The sequence below is a fragment of the Flavobacterium sp. genome, assembly GCF_044368625.1.
Classification (GTDB): Bacteria; Bacteroidota; Bacteroidia; order Flavobacteriales; family Flavobacteriaceae; genus Flavobacterium.
Genome location: NZ_JBIPPD010000063.1, coordinates 1 through 15,093, shown reverse-complemented (window position 1 = coordinate 15,093; position 15,093 = coordinate 1). Strand labels below are relative to the sequence as shown.

The 15,093-nt window shown below is 36.2% G+C and carries 15 protein-coding genes and 1 pseudogene; 9 read left to right on the top strand and 7 right to left on the bottom strand.

What is annotated here, in order from left to right; genetic code table 11:
- Together ACIQ2X_RS06835 and ACIQ2X_RS06830 are read left to right on the top strand one after the other, a co-directional pair.
- Positions 1-107 (top strand): annotated as a pseudogene (locus ACIQ2X_RS06835) (IS1595 family transposase); the annotation flags it as partial.
- Positions 108-300: 193 nt separating this feature from the next.
- Positions 301-741, top strand: a complete 441-nt coding sequence (locus ACIQ2X_RS06830) for a hypothetical protein (RefSeq protein ID WP_396178180.1) — start codon at positions 301-303, stop codon at positions 739-741.
- 356 nt (positions 742-1,097) lie between these two features.
- Here ACIQ2X_RS06830 and ACIQ2X_RS06825 read toward each other — a convergent pair whose 3' ends face one another.
- From ACIQ2X_RS06825 to ACIQ2X_RS06800, 6 genes are all read right to left on the bottom strand, one after another.
- On the bottom strand, positions 1,098-1,757 hold the full coding sequence (locus ACIQ2X_RS06825) for an aspartate kinase (RefSeq protein ID WP_396178179.1): 660 nt from the start codon (positions 1,755-1,757) through the stop codon (positions 1,098-1,100).
- Positions 1,758-1,827: 70 nt separating this feature from the next.
- The gene (locus tag ACIQ2X_RS06820) at positions 1,828-2,190 is read right to left on the bottom strand and encodes a YraN family protein (protein WP_396178178.1); all 363 of its coding nucleotides are present in this window, start codon (positions 2,188-2,190) and stop codon (positions 1,828-1,830) included.
- A gap of 24 nt (positions 2,191-2,214) precedes the next feature.
- Positions 2,215-3,105 carry an LD-carboxypeptidase gene (locus ACIQ2X_RS06815; protein WP_396178177.1) on the bottom strand — a complete coding sequence of 297 codons (891 nt, stop codon included), beginning with the start codon at positions 3,103-3,105 and terminating at the stop codon, positions 2,215-2,217.
- Between the two features lie 327 nt (positions 3,106-3,432).
- A complete protein-coding gene (locus ACIQ2X_RS06810; RefSeq protein WP_396178176.1) occupies positions 3,433-4,311 on the bottom strand; it encodes a T9SS type A sorting domain-containing protein in 879 nt (292 codons plus the stop codon).
- A complete protein-coding gene (locus ACIQ2X_RS06805; protein WP_396178175.1) occupies positions 4,308-5,048 on the bottom strand; it encodes a M12 family metallo-peptidase in 741 nt (246 codons plus the stop codon). Before ACIQ2X_RS06805 ends, ACIQ2X_RS06810 begins: the two co-directional genes overlap by 4 nt.
- A 39-nt stretch (positions 5,049-5,087) precedes the next feature.
- Positions 5,088-5,555: a hypothetical protein gene (locus tag ACIQ2X_RS06800; protein WP_396178174.1), complete on the bottom strand. Its 468-nt coding sequence runs from the start codon at positions 5,553-5,555 to the stop codon at positions 5,088-5,090.
- Between the two features lie 249 nt (positions 5,556-5,804).
- Here ACIQ2X_RS06800 and ACIQ2X_RS06795 point away from each other — a divergent pair, with 249 nt between their 5' ends.
- A complete protein-coding gene (locus tag ACIQ2X_RS06795) occupies positions 5,805-6,551 on the top strand; it encodes a hypothetical protein (protein ID WP_396178173.1) in 747 nt (248 codons plus the stop codon).
- Here ACIQ2X_RS06795 and ACIQ2X_RS06790 read toward each other — a convergent pair whose 3' ends face one another.
- Positions 6,552-7,025: a CYTH domain-containing protein gene (locus tag ACIQ2X_RS06790; protein WP_396178172.1), complete on the bottom strand. Its 474-nt coding sequence runs from the start codon at positions 7,023-7,025 to the stop codon at positions 6,552-6,554.
- 147 nt (positions 7,026-7,172) lie between these two features.
- Between ACIQ2X_RS06790 and ACIQ2X_RS06785 the strand changes: the two genes are divergently transcribed.
- The 6 genes from ACIQ2X_RS06785 (at position 7,173) to ACIQ2X_RS06760 (ending at position 14,994) form a co-directional block, all read left to right on the top strand.
- Entirely contained in the window at positions 7,173-9,209 is a 2,037-nt protein-coding gene (locus tag ACIQ2X_RS06785; RefSeq protein WP_396178171.1) for a recombinase, read from the top strand.
- On the top strand, positions 9,206-10,297 hold the full coding sequence (gene dinB, locus ACIQ2X_RS06780; RefSeq protein ID WP_396178170.1) for a DNA polymerase IV: 1,092 nt from the start codon (positions 9,206-9,208) through the stop codon (positions 10,295-10,297). The genes ACIQ2X_RS06785 and dinB overlap by 4 nt, the downstream gene beginning before the upstream one ends.
- A gap of 93 nt (positions 10,298-10,390) precedes the next feature.
- Positions 10,391-10,906: a PAS domain-containing protein gene (locus ACIQ2X_RS06775; RefSeq protein WP_396178169.1), complete on the top strand. Its 516-nt coding sequence runs from the start codon at positions 10,391-10,393 to the stop codon at positions 10,904-10,906.
- A gap of 299 nt (positions 10,907-11,205) precedes the next feature.
- Entirely contained in the window at positions 11,206-12,348 is a 1,143-nt protein-coding gene (locus tag ACIQ2X_RS06770) for an alpha/beta hydrolase (RefSeq protein WP_396178168.1), read from the top strand.
- 2 nt (positions 12,349-12,350) lie between these two features.
- Positions 12,351-13,772, top strand: a complete 1,422-nt coding sequence (locus ACIQ2X_RS06765) for a leucyl aminopeptidase family protein (RefSeq protein ID WP_396178167.1) — start codon at positions 12,351-12,353, stop codon at positions 13,770-13,772.
- Between the two features lies 1 nt (position 13,773).
- Entirely contained in the window at positions 13,774-14,994 is a 1,221-nt protein-coding gene (locus ACIQ2X_RS06760) for an acetyl-CoA carboxylase biotin carboxylase subunit family protein (RefSeq protein WP_396178166.1), read from the top strand.
- Positions 14,995-15,093 lie beyond the last annotated feature (99 nt).

Sequence of the window (15,093 nt, the reverse complement as noted above, 5' to 3'; positions counted from 1 at the left end):
AAAACTTACAACTGTATCTGAACGAGTTTGTTTATAAGCTAAATCGCAGATATTTTGGTGAGAAAATCTTCGATAGACTAGTGATAGCAAGTATTACAGGAGTATGATTAAAAAAGGATATGCATTTTAAATATTAATGAAAACTGGAACTGGAATAAATTTTTCAAATATATTACTTTAAATGGACTGCATAATTGCGATTCATTTACGGAAACTACTATAAATGATCCTGTTGAAAATTATTTCTATCAACAATACGCTCAATACGAGAATCAAATAACCAAAAATTGTCTCTAAATCATGAAAAAAAAATTTGTATTGATTTTCTTGTTTTTTTATGCAATAGTTACCGGACAAGTACAAAAAGATACTGTTTACTTATACTTTAATCACAAAAAAAATATGTCCTTAAAAACAACTGTATCTAAAAATAATGAACCTTTTAGTTATATCTATACTTATTACTTTAATGATTCATTAAATAGTCAACTATTAATACCAACCAACATTGACGATTTAATAGATTTTGATAATAAAGCAGATGTTAAATGGATTGACAAAAAATTTATTAGAAAAAATGATGAAAAAGTTTATTGCATTAAGAAGATGCAAAAAATAGGACATAAAAATAGTATCGATAAATTTTATAATTGTGTTGTATATTTAATAGATACGAAAATTAAAAAAAACAATAAATATAAAGCACTGGAAGTAAATATTAATTTTCTAGAGGAAATGTAAATATAAAACCTACAACCACATTTTAAAGCAGTTGTGCATAATTAACAACCCAAAGGCAACCCAAATTCCCCACACCAACACCCTAAATCAATAAAAGGTTTTGCCTCAGCAAAACCTTTTTTATTTCTATTTTTTTTATAAGTTATAGGTATGAAAATGATATTAAAAAACACTGTTTTCCCATAAAAATTGAAAACAGAAAAATTATAATGTTGAGGTCAATACAGCTAGACTTTTCTTTAAACTTGACACAAAACAAAAAAAGTGTGCAAAAAAAATTATTCTGATTTCTAAAATTCGAAACTGCTACTTTTCGGGTAGCTGTTCTTCTCTTTGTGGGTATGTAAATAAATATCCTACAACAATTTCAAATCTTTAATCACTTTAAACGCTACATCTACTTTTTCCTCGTCCACAAAAATGGTAAATTCGTACGACGTCGAAATTACTTCCTTAACCGTAATACCTTCCCACGCCAAGCGTTGGAAAATAAAGTAATAAACCCCAGGAGTAGAAATATTGTCCTTAGGTAATTTGATGGTTATAGAAGCCAAATCGGCTGTTTTTTCAATAAGTTTTTCGGAAGCAAAATGTTTTTCTACCAAATGTGCAACGCTCTCGCTAATCACAATATTGGTTTCGTTTACACCGCGAGACGAAGTATAAAAAATATCCGAATGTTCATTAATTTCAGAAATTAATTCCGCCTGACTGTTTAAAATGGTATCGGAAACGGCAAAATTAAAATCCACTAACGACGATCGAACAGTAATCTCACCAATGTTTTTGAGCACTTTCACAATCTTGTGATTCACTCTAAAATCTAAATCGTCAGATAACCGCTTCAATGCCATAACTACAGCTCCCTGCTTGACATCTTTGCCCAAATCGCTTTCCAACTCGACCATAATATTTCGAGCAAGCGAGGTTAAATTAATGATTCCCTGAGAAAGTGCACTGAGTAAAAATGGCTTAGTTTTAATGTAGTTTTCAACTACGGAGGATACAGTTTTCATAAAAATTTAGTTGTGTAGTGCAAATATAGCATATTTATACATTTTGTTAAAACTGTAACATAAAAAAAGACTAAAAATGATAAAAGGCATCTTCAATATGCTCGATTACAAATTTCCGGGCAGCGTCTTTACTAATGGCAATAATGTCAAACCGGATTTTGTAATCAATATCATTACTAATCGCATATTCGTTTACGGCCTTAACCAGCAACTGAATTTTTTTGGGTTTTACAAAATCTTGTGGCAAACCAAAATCAGTACTGCTTCGGGTTTTTACTTCCACCACGGCCAGAATTTCATCTTTTTGAGCAATTATATCAATTTCCGCTTTTTGAAATGTCCAATTGCGTTCCAAAATCGTGTAGCCATGCTGTTCCAAGTAGGCTACGGCCAATTCCTCTCCCTCTTTACCCAAATCATTGTGTTGCGCCATAATATATTTTTGAGAAATACGGTTCTAATCAAATACAACTTTCGTTTCTTTATCGGTAACTTCAAGGGTGATGTTTCTACCCAATATCAAAGCGCGGTTGTCTTTGATGTGTCCGGCCGGAAATTGGTACGCCACCGGAATATCCAGATCTTTAACCACCTCCTGAATGATTTCCAAGGCGTCTTTACCCCATGGAATGTCATTATCATTCATCGAAGTCATGCCGCCAATAATAATTCCTTTGACATTTTTGAGCGAACCGTTTCGTTTTAAATTGGTCATCATCCGATCGATATGGTACAAGTATTCGTCCAAATCTTCTAGAAACAAAATTTTACCACTCAAGTCAACTTCCGAAACAGAACCTTGAATGCTGTACAAAACCGATAAATTTCCACCAACCAACGTGCCTTTGGCTTGACCTAATTTATTAAATGAATGATGCGGAATCGTATAGTGTAACTTTTCTCCAAAGAAAACCTTGCGCAAACTTTCCTTTGCAGCAGCGGTTGCCGATGGGGTCGAAATAGCCATCATAGCATGTGCCGTTTCAAATCCCAACTTATTGAGATGGCTGTGCAAAACGGTAACATCGCTAAAACCTACAATCCATTTCGGGTTTTTTTTAAATCTCGAAAAGTCAATTCGATCTACAATTTTAACCGTTCCGTAACCACCTTTGGCAGCCCAAATGGCTTTAACCGAAGGATTGTCCAACATTTCTTGAAAATCAGTCGCTCGTTGCCAGTCGGCTCCCGCCAATTGATTTTGTTGCAATCCAATTGTTTTCCCTAAAATCACTTTTAAACCCCAACTTTCAAGTAATTTGATTCCGGGTTGTAAAGTAGATACATCAATTTTTCTTGCAGTGGCAACAATGGCTACAGTATCGCCTTTTTGAAGATGTTGTGGCATAATTAATTTTTTTTGAGAATATAAAATAGAACTACAACTTACTAGTAAAAAAAGTAAAAGTGCGTTTTTTGTTGATTTTAACAAATAAGAATATAAAATATTGATTTTCAAGTAATTATATTTTTAAAAGTCCGAAAAGCGAACTCAATTTGGCACAGAAATGAGTAACAAAAGCCTTTTTAAGGCTCAAAATATGCCTTAACGAAGATAAGCAAATAAAAAATAAAGTGCCGATGCGAATTGTATTTTCATATCATTTTTTTTGCAAACATAAAAAAAAGCCACTTTTTCAAATGGCTTAATTCAAATACTATCGTTAAGTAAAACCTATAACTTCAAGATTTTAAAGTTTTTCTCCTTATCACCAAATTGCACTTTAAAGAAGTACGTTCCTGCGGCAAACTGCGATAAATTTACATTTGTTTCCAAAGCGTCCAATGTTTGCGAAAACAATTTTTGACCTGCTACATTATAGACTTCTATTTTTGTAAAGGTCGTGTTGGCTTTGAGTACCACATGATGCGTAGTTGGATTAGGATAATACGTGAAATCGATGTAATCATTGGAGTCGACTCCTAGCATATTGACGCAGCCAATAGTGGCAGTCCAACCCAAATCGGTTTCGGTAAAATCGGATTCAAATTTAAAAGTAAGCGATCCATCGGGTGCGGTAGAAGTGATAGTTCCTGGAGAAACAGTTCCGGTAAATCCGTTGCCAAAGTTCATTTCTGGGTACGAGTCGTTTGGGCCATCGTAGATAAATAAATAATCGTAGTCACTTTCTACCGAAAATTGCGTAAAGGTTGCTGTAATTTTTTTGTTAGCCACATTAGGCGTTATGGTTCTTGTAAAAGCCTCATTGTTGGTGTAAGAACCTGTAGCTCCTCCGGTATCGTAAAAGGGCATTCCTCCACAATAATTTCCAGACGTAGCGAATACAAATTCTTTAATTTGCGATGATGGTGTGGTGCAGTTGGGTCGGATTCTCACTCGATAATAGGTATTGGAAAGTAATCCCGTTGCTTGATAACTCGCTTGCGAAACGGTATTCCAAACGGATGTTGTTGCCGAAAACGGTCGGACCGAAATTTGCCAAGAAGCCGTTGTGCCAAAATCATTCCAAGTGATGGTTGCCGAAGTTTCGGAAATACTCGTGGTTTGAACAGTCGAAACCAAATTACTGCAGATAGTGCAATCGGTACTCAAACAAGGTGGCAATAACTCATAATGGTTCCCTTAATTGACGTAGTTGGTATAGGTCCAATTAAATCACAACCTTGTTCAGGATAACCCGCTTGAGAACCACAACCGTCAATGGGCGTGTTTTTTCCATTCCAAAAACAGGCATGGGTATGGGGCGAACCCATCAAGTGTCCTAATTCGTGTGTCATTACTTGGGTTGTCCATGAATAGGTAGGAACCGAAACGACCGAAATTCCATCCACATCCGAATATCCGTAATTAAAATTGGTACAAATGCCATTTAAATAGGCAACGCCGCCCAAACCTCCCGGATCGATTCCGATGAGTACGCCAACATCACCGTTTACAAAAGGTCGGTATTCTTGAAAAGCAGATAAATAATCAAATGAGGAAGTGCCCACGTTTTCATACACATCCGGTGTTGTCCAGATGTAAACTGCATTTAAGGCAGTAGTAACGCCCGCGTTGGCAAACAAAGTTTGTACATTATTGAATACTGAAGTTGCCCAATTGGAAGTGGTCAAGGAATTGCTTCCATTGGCTACATACAAATTATAATCAACTTCAAAATAAAAAGTAACGCACTTTAATGTGTTGGTTTCCAAAGTGCTGTTGGTGGTTGATGCAGGTAAATCTTCGTCTTGGGTATGGCATATAAAATCATTGGTCACCAAGAAATTCGCATCCGAATACACAATATAATCGACTTGATTATTGGGTTTGTCGATTTTTCCAACCACAACATTGCCCAATTCGTTAGAAGAAAAAACACCGTTAAATTAGCCGTTAAAAAAATTAAAAGATGCAACCGAATTCGCATTTCCCTTGATAATGCCGCGATAATAAACGCCTTTTTGATACGAAATATCGTTTTGCCTGTCCGCTTGTATTTTAAACGCTTCAGTAAATGGATTTACACGATACAATAAAACACGGTACACTTGATTTTGGTACGGAATATTGAGTTCCAAAAATTCCACGCCACCCGCTGCAATTTGGTTTATTTCTGCCCGATTTATTTTAGCAACGGTGGCATCAGTTACCGCCTGATTAATCTCTGTTTTGGATATGGAACTGTCCACTGTTAAAGGCGAAATAGCTACAAATGCTGTGTTCAGCTGTTGCAGTTTTTGAACTTCGTCGGCAATTTTATTTTGCGAAAATCCGTCCCAAATGAATAAAAAACCAAACAATAAAAATAAAAATTTGGTAGTTTTATAAGTGCTGCTATGGAGTATTGTTGCCATTTTATAAAATTTTAAATGCAAATTAAGTCAAATATTTTTGTAAGTATAATTTTTTTGGTATAAAAAAATAAGAATGTACTTTTTTGCGTTTACTTTACGGGTACAATTCCATTTTTTTAATAATTATATTGTGAATAATCTCGATTTCGAAGTGCCACTTACGATGGGAAAGTTAATCCTGCGTTAATGTGTGTTTTTCAGAAAAAAAAGTGCAGATAATTTGTATTTTCGAATTTCAAAAATCTTTACATGCGAATCTTTTTATTTTTGTTTTTTTTGGTTAATGGTTTGCTAGCGGCTCAACCATTAACGTTACAAATTGATGCCGTTGCCTCTAACGATCAAAGTGAAACCGAGCGAATTTTTACAGTGAAATATCATCTGCAAAACAATACAGCAGATACATTGCATTTTTTCTTTACACCCAAAAAAATTTCACCAAGTACCGGAGGTTCAATGACAAAGGAAATTTACTATAAAATATATGAGAATAAAACTTTTATCGAAATCGGTCAAGCTTTTAACCAGTTTTTCTCAGAAAAGTCCGAATTTGATTTCGACGAAACGCTTTCCCAAAACCAAAGAGATTCGTTGATCATCATTCAATTGGCTAAAAAACTCGAAGAAAACCCAACTAAATTATTCAAGATTTTTAATGAAGAAGGCAGTATAGGACTTTTAAATCCTTCCAAGGATTATATGATAAAATTTTATAAAAAAATCGATAATTACTACCACACTTTACTTCCCAATCAAAAAGAATTTTTTGAAGCAACTTTTACATGGAACAAAAACCGTTATTATTATATGGAACCTAATGAATATTACCTCGACGAAAACGCCAAACATTATTTCGAATTGACTTTAGTCGCGATGAAAGAGGAATATAAAGATCGAATCGACCCAGAGGTTTACGATAAAATGATGGAAGACCCCAACTTTTTCAAAGGCGTTTTTGTCTCCAATAAAGTGGAAATCAATTTCAAACCGAATTAGTTAAATTTTCCAATCTTTAAACGGATTTCGGCTCAAGTAAGCGTTGTAATACCGCTCGTTATTGGTCACTTCGATTCCTAACCAATCGGGTTTCTCGAAAGCCTCATTTTCTGCCGTAAGTTCAATTTCTGCAACAATCAAACCTTGGTTTTCTCCGTAAAATTCGTCTACTTCATACAAATGATTACCAACGGGAATTTCATACCGTGTTTTCTCAATTACGCCTTTTTCACACAGCAAAAGCAATGATTTCGCCTCGTCAAGCGGGATTTCTTTTTCCCATTCAAAACGAGTCATGCCACTTTCATTACCAATTCCTTTAATGGTCAAAAAGGCTTTTTCGTTGGCAATTCGTATACGAACGGTTCGCTCGGGATTGGTATTCAAATATCCTTGTGCGATATTTTTTTTGGCTGCAGCCAAAAACTTAAAAAGGTCGTTTCTAACTAAAAATTTTCGTTCAATTTCCTGCATTTTATTTTGAAATAAATGTGTGGCAAGTTACTTATTTAATCAATTCTCTTTGTACTTTTATTCGCAAATAATTCAAAGAAGTAGATGGCATATCGATTGTTTAAAAAATCTAAAAAATCCAAAGTTAAGCGAAGTTTAGCCACATTTATGGCACAACATTTCAACGATAATGATGGTTGGCTTTTTAAAGAAGACGACTTGGAATTGCTAATAGATTTGGTTCAGTTTTTTCGACCGGAACATCCCAATCACATTGAAACTATTGATTTAACCGAATTTTTACAGTTCCTAGATCACAACCCGAGATTCCGGAAAGAGTTGGCTATTTATCTGAATCAGATTCTGAATCAAAAAAAGTTTAACCTCACGATTACTGATGCGGGAATTTTACAAGATGTGGATTTTTTCTTTGAAGTCCGCCGCCGTTTGTATGCCAAAGTATTACCGAATCAGCCACAAAAAGATGCCTTAGAATTTGTACTCAATCAAGTTTTTTACCTATCAAGCGACAGTATTTGGGTCAAAAAAATTCCTTTTGAACAGTTGTTGCAACTTCACAAAATGTTGGAGTTCAAATCCATTTATAAAGAGGTAGAACCTTTCTCGGCACTTTCAGAATTGCTTTTTGCAATGACACTCATTACGCAAAGAATTGGGGGTCGGGCTATGGAAACCGACGTGTTGAAAATGGTTCCGGAATACAATGGAATTGAAAGCCCGTTTACTGCTTTTGAAAAAGAATTGTTGATGATTGAGACACGAATTAAAACTGAAAAGCCGCACTTTTTAACTTCTAACGATTTGTCTTACAAACAATTGTTGGTTTTCCATCAACAATGCGAAGTTTTTGTAGACAAAGCCTTCAAAAACAGTTCGAAATACGGAATATCCCTTCGCGTGAATCAAAATTTACTTCGAATTCGACAACAATTGGTTCGATTAAAAGTGCTTTTTCCGCTTATAATTGTGGATACTCCAACGGATATTGAAGAAAATGCGGTAAAAATGAGTTTGCAACTCATTCAATACAATTGTTATAAGAATAACGTTCGAAAATTTATTGCAGAAAGTACCCAATTGCTTTCGTACGAAATTACCCAACATACCGCCAAAACAGGAGGAAACTACATTACCGAAAACCGAAAAGAATATTTCAGTATGCTCCAAAAAGCGTTGGGCGGTGGACTAATCGTAGGTTTTTTATGTATTATAAAACTCTTATTGTCAAAGGTTGATACCAGTTATTTCGGACAGGCATTCTTGTACAGTATGAATTATTCAATTGGATTTATTACCATCGCACTTTTAGGATTTGCTTTGGCAACCAAACAGCCCGCTTTAACAGCAGCGGCTTTGGCCCGTGCCTTGGAAGAGGGACACAAGAAAGAAGGAAACAAAAGTCAGAAATACGGTGCTTTTGCAATACTTTTTGCACGTGTTTTTAGATCGCAGTTTATTGCATTTTTTGGAAATGTAGTGATGGCTTTTCCTGTTTCGCTTTTTTTAATTTGGGCTTTTGAACAAATTTTTGATACCAATATTGCTGCTGTTAAATGGGAACACATGCTTACCGATATTAGTCCGGTTCATTCCCTAGCGATGTTTCATGCCGCAATTGCTGGTTTGTTTCTTTTTTTAAGCGGAATTATCTCTGGAGTGGTTTCAAACCGAGACAAACACAATCAAGTGTATTACCGTATTCAAGAACACCCGTTGCTCAAAAAGACATTTGGGAAAGCGCGAACCAAGAGGTTTTCAAATTGGTACGAAAAGAGGTGGGCTGGAATTATTTCCAATTTTTGGTTTGGCGTATTTATGGGTAGTACCGCTTCTGTCGGACTTTTTTTAGGGCTCAATTTAGATATCAGACACATCAGTTTTGCCAGCGGTAATCTAGCACTGGCACTTTATGGTGCCGATTTTCATGTAACCTCGTCATTGCTTTTTTGGGGTATTTTTGGGATTGGTGTAATTGGTTTTATCAATTTTTCAGTAAGTTTCGGACTTTCTTTGGGTTTGGCTTTTCGTTCGCGCGCCATTTCAATCTTTGAGTTACGATTTGTAACCGCCGCCATTTGGAGCCATTTCAAACAAAAACCCCTTAGCTTCTTTTTTCCAACTGAACGAAGAATAAAAAGCGACGTAGAAGAAAAATACCTAAAACCAGACGAAAAAAAACATTGACCCAAGCCATTTCATTTCCTACAAACCGTAAAATTATTCATGTGGATATGGACGCATTTTATGCATCTGTTGAACAAATGGATTTTCCTGAACTCAAAGGAAAACCCGTTGCTGTTGGCGGGAGTGAAGCTCGTGGCGTAGTTTCGGCTGCAAGTTATGAAGCGCGAAAATTTGGTGTCCGAAGCGCAATAAGCGGTGTTTTGGCCAAAAAATACTGTCCTGAAATTATTTTTGTTCGTCCGCGTTTTGACCGTTACAAAGAAATTTCGAAAAAAGTTCAAGCTATTTTTTACGACTACACAGACTTGGTGGAGCCGCTCTCCCTTGATGAGGCCTATCTCGATGTAACCCAAAATAAAAAAGGAAATCCGAGTGCTACTTTAATTGCCAAAGAAATCCGAGAACGCATTTTTAACGAAGTAGGTCTTACCGCCTCTGCAGGAATATCCGTTAATAAATTTGTAGCGAAAATTGCATCAGACTTCAATAAACCCAACGGACAGAAAACAGTGAATCCAGATGAAGTCCTCGGTTTTTTAGAAGCATTACCCATCCGAAAATTTTACGGTGTAGGGAAAGTGACGACCGAAAAAATGTACCAGTTGGGAATTTTTACAGGATTGGATTTAAAGAAAAAAGAACTCGATTTTTTAGAAAAACACTTCGGAAAGTCCGGAGCGTTCTATTATAATGTAGTTCGTGGCATTCACAACAGTGAAGTAAAATCGGAACGAGTTGCGAAATCTGTAGCTACCGAACACACATTCGACGAAAATTTATCGTCAGAAATATTTATGGAAGAAAAACTTCAAGTTATTGCCGAACAACTCGAAAGACGTTTGTTGAAGCAAAACCTTGCTGGAAAAACCGTAACCTTGAAAATTAAATACAGCGATTTTTCATTGCAAACGCGTAGTAAAACCTTGCCCTATTTTATTGCCAATAAATCATTATTGTTCGAAACGGTCAAAGAATTGCTGTACCAAGAGCGAATGAAAAATTCAGTCAGATTGTTGGGAATTTCAGTAACAAACTTGAATACGGATGTCAAAAAAACCGTAGTGGTACAGCTCAAATTTGACTTTTAAAGCCCTTTTTTTATTGAACAGAAGTTAAACTTATTCAATTACGACTGTTAGATGAAATTTAAATTTAATTTTGCATATTAATATTTTAAGAATATGCTTGATTTAAAAGACTATGATAAGAGTGTGGCTGCTGTAAACCAGGGTCCCCTTAATGCCAAGATGCCGCTACTTTCGTGGGATCTTTACAGTGTTTTTTTTCGTACTTTATTAGGAGCTCAACATGATTTATCACTGTTGAATCAGTTGTCTAAAGTGTATAAATGGAATTTGACTTTGGATTTGGACGAAGAATTGCAAACAAATGATGCTATTTTGGTTACCAATGCAAACCTTCAAATTGTTTTTGCATCGTACGGAATTGCAGAAATGAGTGGTTATCAGCCTGCTGAGGTTGTTGGAAACTCTCCTAAAATGTTTCAAGGAACAGGAACTTCTCCCGAAAAACGTGCCGAAATCAATCAAGCAATTGCACAAAGAAAACCTTTTGAAGCATCCCTTACCAACTACCGAAAAAACGGTGAACCCTACGAATGTCACATTCGAAGTTTTCCAATTTTCAATAAAAAAGGAGAATTGACGCACTTTATCGCTTTAGAGAAAGCAGCATAAATTCTTTCAGTCAATTTAAGATTTAAATTTTTCATATACAATTGTAAAACGCATCTAGAAATTTTTAGATGCGTTTTTTTTTCTTTTGTGTTTTTTTCCAAAGGAGATGAACCAATAACTATTTGCATTCGATTCAAAAGAGCAAATAATTAAAAATTTTTACCCGAGTATGGTGTAATAATTTACAGATTCTGAAAAAATATCAAGTAAAACCAAACACTTGTGTAATTTTTATGATGTGCTTTGTTATCGCAAAACAAAAAAGTATTTTTACGAAACAAAAGTTGAAAATGATACTTATGAAGTCGGAAGAACATCCAATAATCGAAGAACCCGTATTAAAAAAAATTACAGAACCCCAACTCAATATTATTTTAACCACTGATGAGGATGACGAACGACCTGTTTACATTTCGGGAAATTTTAATAATTGGGTAACACAGGATAAAAAGTTTCAGATGGAACGCGTGGGACAAGGTTTGTATCATTTTAAGTTCCATCCAGATTTTGTTTACCCCGAAGAGCTTTTATACAAATTTACCCGTGGAGATTGGAGTGATGTGGAAATCGACAAGTTTGGAAACCGAACCGAAAACCGCTCAACCAAACAACGCAATGGTATAAAAAAAGAACATGTTGCCAAGTGGCGTCGCAATTGGCTTCCGTTCAAATCGCAGTTCTTGCCAAAAGTGCATTTGATTTCGGAAGAATTTGAAATTCCACAACTCAATAAAACCCGACGCGTTTGGGCTTTGTTACCACATGATTACGAAACATCTACTGAGCGTTATCCTGTTTTATATTTGCAAGATGCTCAAAATTTGTTTCATGAAAATGCCAAATACGGAAACTGGGAAATTGACAAAAAATTGGCGGTAATGTCCGAATACAACATCGGTAAGCTGATCATTATTGCAGTAGAACACGCAGAGAAAGAGCGAATTAAAGAATACAATGTAGGCAATACAGTTTTAGGTAGCGGTCAAGGTAAAAAGTACATTCGCTTTGTTACCGAAACCTTGAAACCCTTTGTAGACAGTAATTTCAGGACGAAATCCGATCGAATCCATACAGGAATCGGAGGAAGTTCGATGGGTGGATTGGTAAGTATTTTCTCTGGAATCATGTATCCAGAAATTTTTGGAAAATTAATGATATTTTCGCCCTCATTGTGGGTGGTTCCCAAAATAAAGTTGTCGTTTCTAGATATGGATGAACCCGAAGATACTCGAATTTATCTTTATGCAGGAGGTGACGAAAGTGCTACAATGATTGACCACGTCAAGAAATTCAAAAAAAGATTACTGAATAAAAAAGGTTTTTTAGACAAAATGAAAGTGCATTTGAGTATCAATATGCAAGGCAAACACAACGAATTGTTTTGGAGTGACGAATTTCCTAAAGCAATTGAATGGTTATTTTTTAGTAATAAAAACGAGTAAACATGAACATAAAAAAAGTTGAAAGTCTCGATAATTTTTTGGGGACTGTCTTGATTCCGGTTTTTGAAACCTACAAAAAGAGCATCATTCCCATCGAATTCAATGGTGTTTCGGTATCATCCAAAGTTTTTTACGGAAGTAAAGACAGTATTTTTATCAGTGATTCAAAAGAGCGTACCTATATTTTTATTGGCTTAGGAAAAGATATCGATTATAAATCGCTAAAAACAACTTTCCGAAGAATTGCCGCTAAACAAAAAGAATTGTTCGGTTTAAAAACGTGTGTAGTAATTCCCGAACAGTTTTCTAATAGTCAAATTGAAGCTGTTTTTTCTGGATTGTATCTAGGAACCTATAACCTTGGTCATTTCAAGAAAACCGAGCTTCATCCATTTCTAGCCAAAGATTTCGTCTTGGAGTATTTTTCCCAAAATGAAGTAGAAGAAAGTGCCAAGAGAGGCTTTAAAATTGCAAATGCACAACTGGAAACCTTCCATTTGGTCGACTTACCACCCAACAAAGTTACCCCCGAATATTTAGCCAATTGGGCAAAGAATTCAGGAGAAAAATACGGATTTGAGGTTACTGCTTTTGATCGCAAGAAAGCAACCCAAACCGGACTGCATGCATTTTTGGCTGTTGGAAAAGGCAGTGCTGCCGAACCGCAGTTCATTGTTATGGAATACAAACCCGAAAACGCCAAAAAGCACATTGGTTTGGTCGGAAAAGGCATCACGTTTGACACCGGCGGTTTGAACATCAAGACTGCCGGAATGGTCCAGATGAAATGCGATATGGCCGGCGGTGCCGCTGTTTTAGGAGCGATGCAACTCATTGCCGACCTAAAACTTCCGTATCAGGTTACCGCAATTGTTCCGGCATGCGAAAATTCGGTCGATGCACATTCGTTTTTACCGAGCGATGTGATCCAAAGTTATGCCGGACATTCCATCGAAATTATAGATACTGATGCCGAAGGACGATTGATTCTTGCCGACGGATTGGCGTATTTGATCAAAAACTACAAGCCGGAAATTGTCGTTGATTTGGCCACTTTAACCGGAAGTGCCGTGGGGACTTTTGGTTACGAATGTGCGGCATTGTTTACCAATAATGATGCTTTGTCTCAACGTTTGCAACAAGCGGGAACTGAAATAGGCGAGCTACTTTGGCAATTGCCACTTTGGGACTGTTACAAAAGCGATATTGAAAGTGAAATTGCTGATGTAAAAAATTATTCAGGCAAGCCCGTTGCTGGAGCCATTTCGGCGGCTAAGTTTTTAGAATTTTTTACCGATAGTCATCCATCTTGGGCACATTTAGACATTGCAGGAGTTGCTTTTGGTGATGATGAATTTGCCAAAACAAAACACGCAACGGCTTATGGAGTTCATTTAATTACTAATTTTATTCAACACATTTAAAATGGAAAACGCCACCAAAACATTTATTTGCATCTCCAATTTCTTTAAAGGAAATGACTTTTTAATTAATTTAAAAAATCAAGGCAATCGGGTTTATTTGATTACTTCCGAAAAACTGCGAGACCAACCTTGGGCGATGGATCATATTGATGAAATATTTTTCATGCCCGGACAGGATATTGATTGGAATTTGGAAGATTTGCTAGCCGGTGTTGGTGGATTGATGAAATCGAATAAAATTGATGCCATCGTTGCTTTGGACGATTATGATGTAGAAAAAGCGACGTATTTACGAGAAAACCTCCGAATTGACGGAATGGGACAAACTACTGGAAGGTATTTTCGAGACAAACTCGCGATGCGAATGCGAGCTCAAGCAGCTGGAGTGCCTGTTCCCGCTTTCAGTGCATTGTTTAACGACGAAGAAATCAATTATTTTGCCGATACGGTTGCGGCACCATGGGTATTAAAACCCCGTTCGGAAGCCTCAGCTACTGGAATTATTAAGGTTTATTCCAAAGAAGAATTGTGGCAGAAAATCCATGAATTGGGCGACACCAACCGAATGAAATATTTGGTAGAACAATTCAAACCCGGTGCGGTGTATCATTGTGATGGAGTCAATTTTAATGGAAAAACACTTTTTTCAATTACCTCTCAATATCTAGCAACGCCAATGGAAATTTCGCAAGGAGGTGGTATTTTTCGGAGCGCCAATATTCCTTATAATTCCAAAGACGACAAGGCAATTAAAAAAGTAAATGCCCAAGTTTTAAAAGCGTTTGGAATGAAACACGGCGCCAATCATACAGAATTTATTAAATGCAATGAAGATGGCAAAATTTATTTTCTAGAAACCTCCTCTCGAGTAGGCGGAGCTCATTTAGCCGAAATGGTTGAAGCAGCTTCGGGCGTGAATCTTTGGGCAGAATGGGCAAAAATTGAAGATGCATTAATTAAAGGTAAAGAGTATAAAATACCGGCAGTATCCAAAACTTTTGCGGGAATTGTTCTCACCTTATCCAAATACCAACACCCGGATTTGTCTGGTTTTAATGATGCAGAAGTTTGTTTCAGAGTGCCGCTCGATTACCACGCTGGTTTGATTGTGAAATGTACAAAACACGAACGCGTTCGCGAATTGCTAGACAATTATGCCGATCGATTGATAGCTGATTTTGCAACTGTTGCCGAACAAGAAGTGGTAAAAAAGTTTCACTAAATGTAAAGTTTCACAACGTTATTGATGAGAGTTGATTTTAATTTAGATTCAAATTTAGGATATTATTTTTAAATTGATTGGGTGTTATCTTGAATATTT